This is a genomic window from Rhizobium rhizogenes NBRC 13257 (assembly GCF_000696095.1).
Taxonomy (GTDB): domain Bacteria; phylum Pseudomonadota; class Alphaproteobacteria; order Rhizobiales; family Rhizobiaceae; genus Rhizobium; species Rhizobium rhizogenes.
Window position 1 is genome coordinate 106,516 of the sequence record NZ_BAYX01000022.1, and the last position, 9,434, is coordinate 115,949.

Annotated in this window: 1 protein-coding gene; it reads right to left on the reverse strand. The window is 60.5% G+C overall.

Going from position 1 to position 9,434, the window contains the following annotated elements:
* Positions 1-2 precede the first annotated feature (2 nt).
* On the reverse strand, positions 3-9,434 hold a 9,432-nt coding region (locus RRH01S_RS29755), incomplete at its 5' end, for a hemagglutinin repeat-containing protein (protein ID WP_234711783.1).

Genomic DNA, 9,434 nt, shown 5'->3' on the forward strand with positions numbered 1-9,434 from the left:
ACTCACTTTAATGGTGTTGAGATAGTTGTGCCGCCGGGGATTACACCTTGGCACCCTGCACAAACGGGCCTTGTTGCACCGATATCAACAATCTTAAGCCCATTCTGTTGGGCATATCGTACAATATCTGCCTCAGCGTGGCTTCCTCTTGGGCCGGAAATCAGCGTTTCACCGTCTTTTAAGCTGACGCCTGGACGCAGATAGCCGTTGGGTTCGGAAGTGCTTATGAGAATTTGGCGATTACCTGCGGCATCTTCGACGACGGCAACCCCCATTGTAATCCGGCCCCTGGAGTTCGCGGGAATTTGATCGAGCAATTCGCTCACACGTGACGTAACGGTAACCGAAGGATTGTCGAAAAGCGCTCCAGTCTTAACTGACGTATTGCCAGGATTGCCTGAGCCGCCACCTCCTTGGCCAAGGGTGCCGTATGTCGCCTCGAGAGCTGTTTGGCCGAGGTAGTAGAGCAACCCTCCGTCACGTTTGCATGAAGCCCCGGGATTCTGTTCACAGTAAGCTGCAGTAGAATAGGCGTAAGCTATATCTGTCTGCAATCGAGTCTGCATGAGGACGCCAAGTCCCTTGTCAGCCATCGCAATTTCAGCCGCTTGTCCCGAATATTGCAGCAGTTGACCATAGTCAGCTCCCAGCGTGGCATCAGAATCTCCGAGTGACGCTACGATGGCATCAACACATGCCATCGTCAGGCATGCCGTCAAGTCGCTTTGCTGGGTGGCACTTACACCGGCATAATGACCAACAATGTCCTGGATGCAGTCCTGATTGCCGTCGCACGCAGCCAACTGCGTTATTTCTTCTTCACGCTGTGCGTGAGTCAGGTAGTTGAATTGATAGTTAGCAGCGCCGTAGGACCCTCCTTCTCCACCGCCAACTACGCTACCAACAGCCGAGCTGAGACTCGTTCCGATCATAGTAGCAAGCATCTGCTTATCCTGATCTGACAAGGTGCTGTCCTTCAGCATGCCCTTGACAAGATCAGCAATCGCAGGAGCCATCAGGGTTGTCGCAGCGCCTCCGAGCGCGCCATTGATGGCTCCTTCCCAGCCGTTGACCCCACCGAGGATACCCCCTCCGATTGCATGCAGTAGCGCACGACCTTGGCCACCTTCAGCCCACAAATCACGCTCTGCCTGCGTGCCGGCATTCTTGTATAGGTTGGTAGCGATATCACCTACCAGCCCCGCCATGGTGGCTTGAGCCGCCTGCAGGTCCGCCTGGGTCTTGTATTGGTCGCGCAGGATATTTTCGAGGTCCGGCAGACCGGGCAGCGAAGTGTTGGTATTGTCGGTATCGCGGCGGATCGTGCCGATATCCTGCGTCTGGTGCGCCGGATCAGTGATCGTGATCGGAATATTGCCGCCGATGGCCGAGAGCGCCTGGCCTGTTTTGTTTTCGCTCGCTTTGACAGGGGGGGACGGCACTATGCCACTAGTACCGATCGAGCCGCCGTAGGTATTAGCCTTCCAGGTCGAATGCGTATCGATATCGGCGACCGTCAGTGTGCCGGTGGAGAAGTTGTTGAGTTCTGCGCTGGCCTCGCTCGTAATCAGACCGCCGACGAGCGACGTTTGACCGCTGACGTTGATATTGAGACCCCCAGTACCGGCATGAATGCCCGACTGCTCGGTGACAAGGGCGGCATCGCCCTTGGCATTCTGCGTCACACCGGAGATGCTGGTCGAGCCGAAGCCAGTAGAAGCCGAGAGGCTGAGCTGATCAGCTTTGGCCTTGGCCGTATCCACCTGGCTTTCGATCGTCAGGTTCTTGACGTTGGCGGTGACCGAATTGCCGGTGATCGTAGCGCCGCGCAGCGCCAGGTCATTGGTGATGATGGTGATGTCACCGGTGCCGTTGACATGGGTGTTGGTATGGCTGAGACCACTTGTATCAGCGCTGCCCTTGCCATAGCCGGCATTGGCGACCAGCCCCAGATCTGCGGTGCCCTTGCCTCCGCCCCCAAAGGTCGCGCCGACTCCGACGCCAACACTCCATGAGGAATTGTTGCTCGAGGTGTCCGTCGTGCCAGTAGCGGCGTTGAGATTGATGTTACCGTTTGTCGCCGACAGGAAGATATCGCCGGTCAGCGGGTCACCGGATAACGTGGGAATGCCGTTCTTGTCATAACCGGCCAGGATCTGTGCTCCATCGCTGGTGATGGAGCCATTCTCGGCCTCCATGGAGATCGAGCGGCCAGCGCGGATATCGGTCACGACCGGGGTCGAGGATGAAGAGGACCAGCTGTTTTCCTGATGGCTGGCGCCGACTGTCAGTGAGACATTGACGCCGATGTCGCCAGACTTCTGATACTGATCGTAGACGCCCTGAAGGTCCTTGAAGCCTTGATAGAAGCCAAGACCGGCAATGGCTGTGTTGGTCACGGCATTGACGCCGCCGCTGTCCGACAGGCGCTCGGCGGAGTTCATGATGCTCTGGGCGGCCTTGCCGACCTGGCTCGATACCGTGAGCGTCACACCGGCAAAGCTCTTCTCGTGCGCCTCCTGGTAATTGGTAACGTCATTGGCCGACAGGAGATTGATATCGTTGCCGGCAAAGAGGCTAACGTCGCGTTCAGCCGAGGCACTGGTCGCCTGCAGGTTGACGTCGTGACCCGCCGAGATGTTGAGATCGCGGCCGGCAGACAACACCGACATGGCATTGGTATCGGACTGCTGCGCCTTGCTGTCCTTGGTCGACTGCGCACCGATGCCCAGCGAGAAACCGCCACCGCCTGTGGAGAAGGCGAGACCAAAGCCGGATTTCTTCTGCTGCTCGGATTGCGACGCGCTTTCCGCGCCTGGCGTGACATTGACATCACGGGCGGCCGACAAGTTGATGTCGCGATCGGCGGTGACAGACGATCCCATGATGTTGAGGTCGGTCGCCCGTGCGGTCAGATTGACATCCTGGCCAGCCGACAGCGTGGAGCCGATATTGTCCGTCGAGGACTGCGCGCCCTGTTTTTCGTTCTTGCCGTAAAGCGAGATGAAGCCGCCACCAGAGCCGACGAACAGGCCGGAATCCTTGCGCTGGCTGTCGGACTGGTGGTTCTCCTGGGCGCCAATGATGGAAACGCTCTCACCCGAGATATTCAGAGAACCATCGGCATTGACCTTCGAACCGACGATGGCGGCTGCCTTACCGGCATCAAGGTTGACGTCGCCGGAGGCCGAAAGCTGCGAGCCGACCGTCGTTTCGTTGTAGCCGTCATAGCTGGAGCTGCCACTGCGCAGAAAACCCTTGCGCTTGGCGCTATCGTGTTCGGTCTCGGTGTCCTTGCCGGCGGTGACGATCAGGTTGCCGCCGGTCTGGATGTTGAGATCGGAGGTGTGGGCGGCGTCGCCGGCCGTGATCTTCGAGGCCGAGACTGTGGTGTCGCCGCCAGAAATGATGGTAACACCATCCTTGCCGGAGATCGACGAGCCGGCCGCTGTGGTGGTCTCCAGATGACCGGAGGCGTTCTCCTTGGTCGAACCGAAGAAGCCGCTCTTCTTGCTGGAGCTTTTGACATCGAGGGTGGTGCTATCGGTCGCCTCGGCAATGGTAACGTTGTTCTTCGCCTGGAGGCCAAGCGTACCATCGGCCGTCATGTTCGAGCCGATGACGTTGATGTCGTTGTTGGACTTGGCGACCAGATCGCCACCGGCTGTAATCGTGGAGCCATTGTGCGTCAGCGACGACGAGGAGCCCTTACCGAAGGTCGAGTTCGACTGGTTCTGCGAGGTGGTAACGTTGATGTCGCCGTTCGAGGTCAGGCCGACATCGCCCTTGGCCGACAGATCGGAGCCAGAGATCAAGACACCGGTATTGCCATTGACCTGCAGATTGCCACCGGCAGACAGCTGTGAAGCCTGCTGATCGGTGCCTGATGTCTTGGTGTAGCCATCGTCGGTCTTGCGGGCGACGTCGGTGGAAACGATGTTGACCGCGCCGCTCGTGGCTTGGACGTTAAGATCGCCGCCCGCCTTGGCAGAGGAGCCGATGACATTGACGTCGTTATTAGCGGCAATGTTCAGATTGCCGCCGGCATTGACGCGTGTACCGGTGGCATTCTGTTGACCACCATTATCAACCTTGACCGCAGCGAGGTTGACATTGTTGCCCGAGAGCTGAGCTGAGCCGCCTGCCTTGACGCTGGCGCCCTGGAGATTGAGATCGCTGTTGTTAGCGGCCAGCTGGATATTACCGCCGGCCGACACGCCAGCTTTGGGATTGATGAGGTTCTGACCGCCGATGGTCATCGTCTGGGCAGCGAGTGTGATGCCGTTCGAGGCGGTGAGATTGGCGTTGCCGCCGGCATAGAAACTACCGGTCGACTTGATCGAGCTCGCAGCGATGTTGAGGCCGCCGGCAGCGGCAACCGCGCCGGAATTGTTCAGATCGCCGACATTCAGATCGACCGTGTTGCCGGCAATCATTGCGCCAGCGCCAGATCCCGCCTTGGCCCGATCTGCGGCCGACAGATAGACAACAGGCGCCAGCACCTGAACGCCATTGATGGTCTGGGCCTGATAGATCACCATCGACTGTTTGAGATTGGCGACCTGTTCGGGCGTTGGCGCCTGACCAAAGGCAAGGCCATTGGCCTCGGCATAGGCAGCACCGTTGTCGAGCAGGGTCTTCATCTGCTCGATGGCGCTGTTGCCGGGGATGAAGGAGCCGTTGCCAAGACCATCGCCGACCAACTGGCGCAATTGCGTATCAACGAGCTGATTGTCGAAATAGGCATCCCCGAGGAAGGGAATGCCGGTCTCCGGATTATAGCCGGCGCGGTTGATGAAATAGCTCGAGCCATAGAACTTCGAGACGTCTAGGAAGGCCGCGCGGGTCTCGAAGATGAAGGCCTGTCCCGGCACCGTGCCGCCGACACCACCGGATTGCGGTTTGGCGAGTGCCGCTAGCTGCGCAACGTTCGCAGCGGATATCTGAGTGAGATTGCCAAGCGCTGCGGTCAGACCGCCACCGGCGGTAAGCGCGCCGTTGCCGGCCACATTGGAGAGCGCACTATTGACCGTGAACAGGGCGCCGCCTGCGGTCATGCCGTTCAGGGCAGACAGCGGATCGCTGGAGGTCGCGGGCGACGTCACCGTTGCCTGTCCGGCGACCGAACCGGCGGCAGACGTATTGTTGACCATGGCATAGTTGAGGTTGAGGCTGCCTGCCGCCTTGACGATGCCGGCCGCGCCGCCGATGACCGTCGTACCCGACACGATCGACGTGCCGTTAGCGATATCGCGAGACGGATCGGCCGTGCCATCGGCATTGTAAGCCGTGCAGGCGCTCTGAGCATTGCAGGTCAGCGTCGTGGTTCGATTGAGGACAACACCCTCGTTGGTGAACGTCGAACCCTTGAGGGTCGCATCGCCACCCGCTTCAATCCTGCTATAGGAATTGGTGAGGTTGGTGGCATCAACGGTGAGATTGCCACCGGCCCGAATGACCGCTTCTGGGGTGAGCGCGGTGGTGAACTGGTCCTCATAAACCGACTGGCTGAGATTGCTGGTCGGATCCCAGGTATAGGTGGTGCTGGCGTCCGAACCGCCGCGAATGACCTGGTCGACGATGAAATACCTCGACGGATTGTTCGCATCAAGCACAGGGGTGCCGTTGCCATCCTTCGGCACTCTCGCCAGGATCCAATCATAGATTGGCCGGACTTCAGTCGGCCCGTTCGCGGAAGTCCACGTCCAGGCATGGTAGCTCGTGCCGTCGGCAAGGGTAGCTTCAGACCACAGCAATGGCTGGTAGTCCTGCCACGCCGGCGGATCGATACCGGGGTAAAGCTGGAACATATTCTGGTCGCTGGTTTCCAGATAGGCGAATGGCTTGCCGGCGACGTCTGGATTAAGCACAAACGTGCCGACAACACCGCCGGAGGACACCAGTACGCCGGTTGTCCATGTCGGCGTTGTCGACCGCTTGTTGGTCAGATTGGACGTCAAGATAGACATGTCACCACCGGCCTGGATGAGGCCGGAGATATTGGTGGTCGCCTGATTGCGCTGCGTAAGCGTGCTGCCAGCGATCGTCAGGTCGTCGCCGGCGAGAATGGCGCCCTGATCGTTCGTCAGCGTTCCCGCGACCAGAAGGGAAGCATCGTTACCGGCATAGAGAAGACCAGTCGATGTATTGATGAGGTCGCCGCTGGTGTTGATGGTCAAGTTGTTGCCGGCGGCCAGCTGGCCGCTATTGGTCAACGTCGGCAAGGTCAGCGTCAGGTCGTGGGCGGCGAGCAGCGTCGTGGTGTCGCTCGCGGTCAGACCGGCGGCGGTGATGGCGATGTCGCCGGAGCCACCTGCATTCGTGACCGTATTGACTTGCGCGCCGGTCAGATCGGCCTGGCCGCTGAGATTGAGCGCCAGTCCGCCGAGGATCAAGCTGCTGCCCGTCAGGTTGGCGGACGTGGCTGTGACGGCCAGGGTGCCACCGACGGCCAGCTTGGCGCCGCGCGTTCCGGAAAGATCGATTGTGCCGGTATCGATGGTCAGATTGCCGGTGACGTTGCTGTTGTTGGTGTAGCTGATGGTACCCGGCGCGGTCAGCGAGGCATTCGCAAGGCTCTGCAGCAATGCGTAGCTGATATCGCCGGTTGTCGTCGCCGAGAAGTTACCACCAGATAGCAGCGCATTACTGGCGGTGATATCGCCGTTGGAGGCCGTGAGCGTCATGGTGCCGGACTGGGCATTACCCTGCGCGAGCATCAACGCACCGTTGGTGGAGGCACGCGTCGCCGCGAAATCGACGCCCGAAACCAGGCTGGCGGCGGTGATCAACTGACCTTGCAGGTTGATATTACCCGCGGCCATGGACTGGCCGGCCAGAGCGATCGATCCGCCCGCCGTCATCGTCAGGTTCTGATGGGCAACGGCGTTGCTGGCGACGCTATTGCCGATGCTGCCGCTCGCAATGGCAACGATGTTGCCAGCCGCCAGCAGATTGGCGGCATTCAGGTTCCCGGCGGTGGCCTTAAGGGTGAGCGCACCGCTCGAACCGAGCACAACACTGCCGTCAGCAGACTGGTTTGTGGCGGTAAAATCGACACCCGAGACAAGGCCACGTGCCGTAATGGACGAGCCGGTGATTGCGACGTTGCCAGCGGCCAGAAGCGTACCGCTGATATCCGAGGCGGCATTGACGGTGACGTCACCATGACCGGTGACGTTGGAGGCCGTGAACGATCCAGCTGTCACGTTGAGGTCGCGAGCGACCAGCAGCGGGCCGGCCGTGGCGCTGGTGGCGTTAACGGTCAAGTCGCCCGTCGAACCGATAATAATAGCGCCGGTGGAGGATTGCGCCATGGCAGCGAAATCAACCCCTGTCACGACCTGGCTGGTCGAAACCGCACCGCCCGACAGCGAAATATCGTTGGCTCCGAGGATCTGGTTGGTTACGGTCAGGCTGTTGCTGCCGGAAAGCGCGATGTCGCTGTGACCCGTTACACTGCCAAGGCTGAGATCCGCCGCCGTGGCCATGATCGTGCCGGCCGCGAGCAAGGCGGTGGCCGATAGATTGCCCGAGGCCTGCAGCGTCAAATCACCCGCCGTGCCAAGTGTGATATTGCCGCCATTGGCTTCGGTCGCGGCGAAATCAAGACCACTGATGACCTGATTGAGCGAAATCGACCCACCCGAGAGCGAAACGTCGCCTGCTCCCAGAACCTGGCCAGTGGCCGTCAGGCTGGAGCTGCCGGACAGGATTATCGCCTGGTGGCCGGTGACATTGCCGACGCTCAGATCCGCGGCCGAGGCAGAAATGGTTCCGGCCGCGAGCAATGTATTGGCAGAAAGCCCGCCCGAGGCAGCCAGCGTCATGTCGCCGGCACTACCGAGGACGAGACTGCCGCTGGCCGCTTGCGTTGCAGCGAAATCCACACCGGAGACGATGGCACCGGCCTGGATAGCCGCGCCTGAGATCAGGACGTTGCTGCTCCCAAGAATCTGGCCACTCACATTTGTAGCGGCGTTAACGGTGAGCAGCCCATGTGAGGTGACACCGCTAGCCGTCAGCGAAGCCGCAGTCACCGTCAAATCACCGCCAGACTGGATGCCGCCCGCGGTCACGTTGCCGGTGGCACTGGTGCTGAGGCTTCCCGCCGACAGCAGATTGCCGGTGGTAACATTGCCGCCGGTGGCTGTCAGGCTGAGGTTCCCGGCGGAGCCGAGCACGACATTGCCATTGGGATCGGCGCTGGTGGCAGCGATATTGATGCCTGAGACGGCCATGCCGGTGGCGATCGACCGGCCGGTGGCACTAACATTGCCTTGCGCCAATACATTACCGGCAACCGCGATATCCAGTCCGGCGCTCAGCGCGATATTCTGGTTGCTCAGCAGGGAAGCGGCCGAGATCGAGCCAGCCGTGGCCGTAAGATTGAGATCGCCGGTACTATTGGCAGCACCCGCAATCGCGATATTGCCGGAGGTCGCCGAAAGCGTCGCCGCACCATTGCCTGCTGTGACACTGCCGGCGGCAATGCCGCCGCCCGAACTCATCTGCACCGTCGTGCCGCTGTTGATGTCGCCAGAGACGCTCAAGAGGCCTGTGCCGCTTGCAAGCACGATATCGCTGTCGGCTGCCACCGACTGCAGGGTTATGCCCTGGTCAGCCTGGACCGCGACCTTCTGCTTCGAACTGACCTTGGCGGCGGTGACTTGTCTCTTCGAGGTGATGGTCACACCCTGGCTGCCCGAGGCATTGCCGATCGAGATCTTGCCATCGGCCGATAGCGACAGCTCACCGGCATTGGCGGCCATATCGCCGCTCATCTTGACGCCGGCGCCTTTCTCGGTGACGACGACCTTGATGCGGTCGGCCTGCATGGCGCCAAGGGCCGAGCCGTCGATCGCATATTCCGGCGTGCCGGAGGTAGCGGTCAGTGCTGTCGCTTCACCGGTGGCATAGTTGTATTGGCTGGCGCCGCCGGTCAGCCGCAGGGTCTTGCCGTAGATCGGGGCATTGACGTGGATATTGCGGGCAACGACGTCGAACAGGTCGACGGCACCAGGAGCAGCCGCAAAGTTCCCCCCTGCCCCTTCGAATGTGACATCGCCGCCATTGACGGTAAACCCGGTCAGGCTGCCATCAGATCCGATATTGGGTACGCCGGTCGTCAGCGTCGCATGCGGTGTATTGATGAAGCCGCAGCCATTACAGGTGATTCCGTTAGGGTTCGCGACTATGACGTCGGCTCTGCCACCAAACACTTCGGTGGGACCATTGAGCGCCGAACGATTGCCGCTCGTCACCTCGTTGAGGATGACCGAAGCGGGGCTGGAGCTGTTGAGGTTCGGGTTGCCGGGTGTGGCCCCGCCAAGGTTTGAGGTACCGACTTCGCCTTTGAAGTTGTTGAGGATCAGGCCCGGCGTGCCGACATTGAAGTCCGAAAATTTGTTGTGAGACAGGCCGGCCCCGTTCGG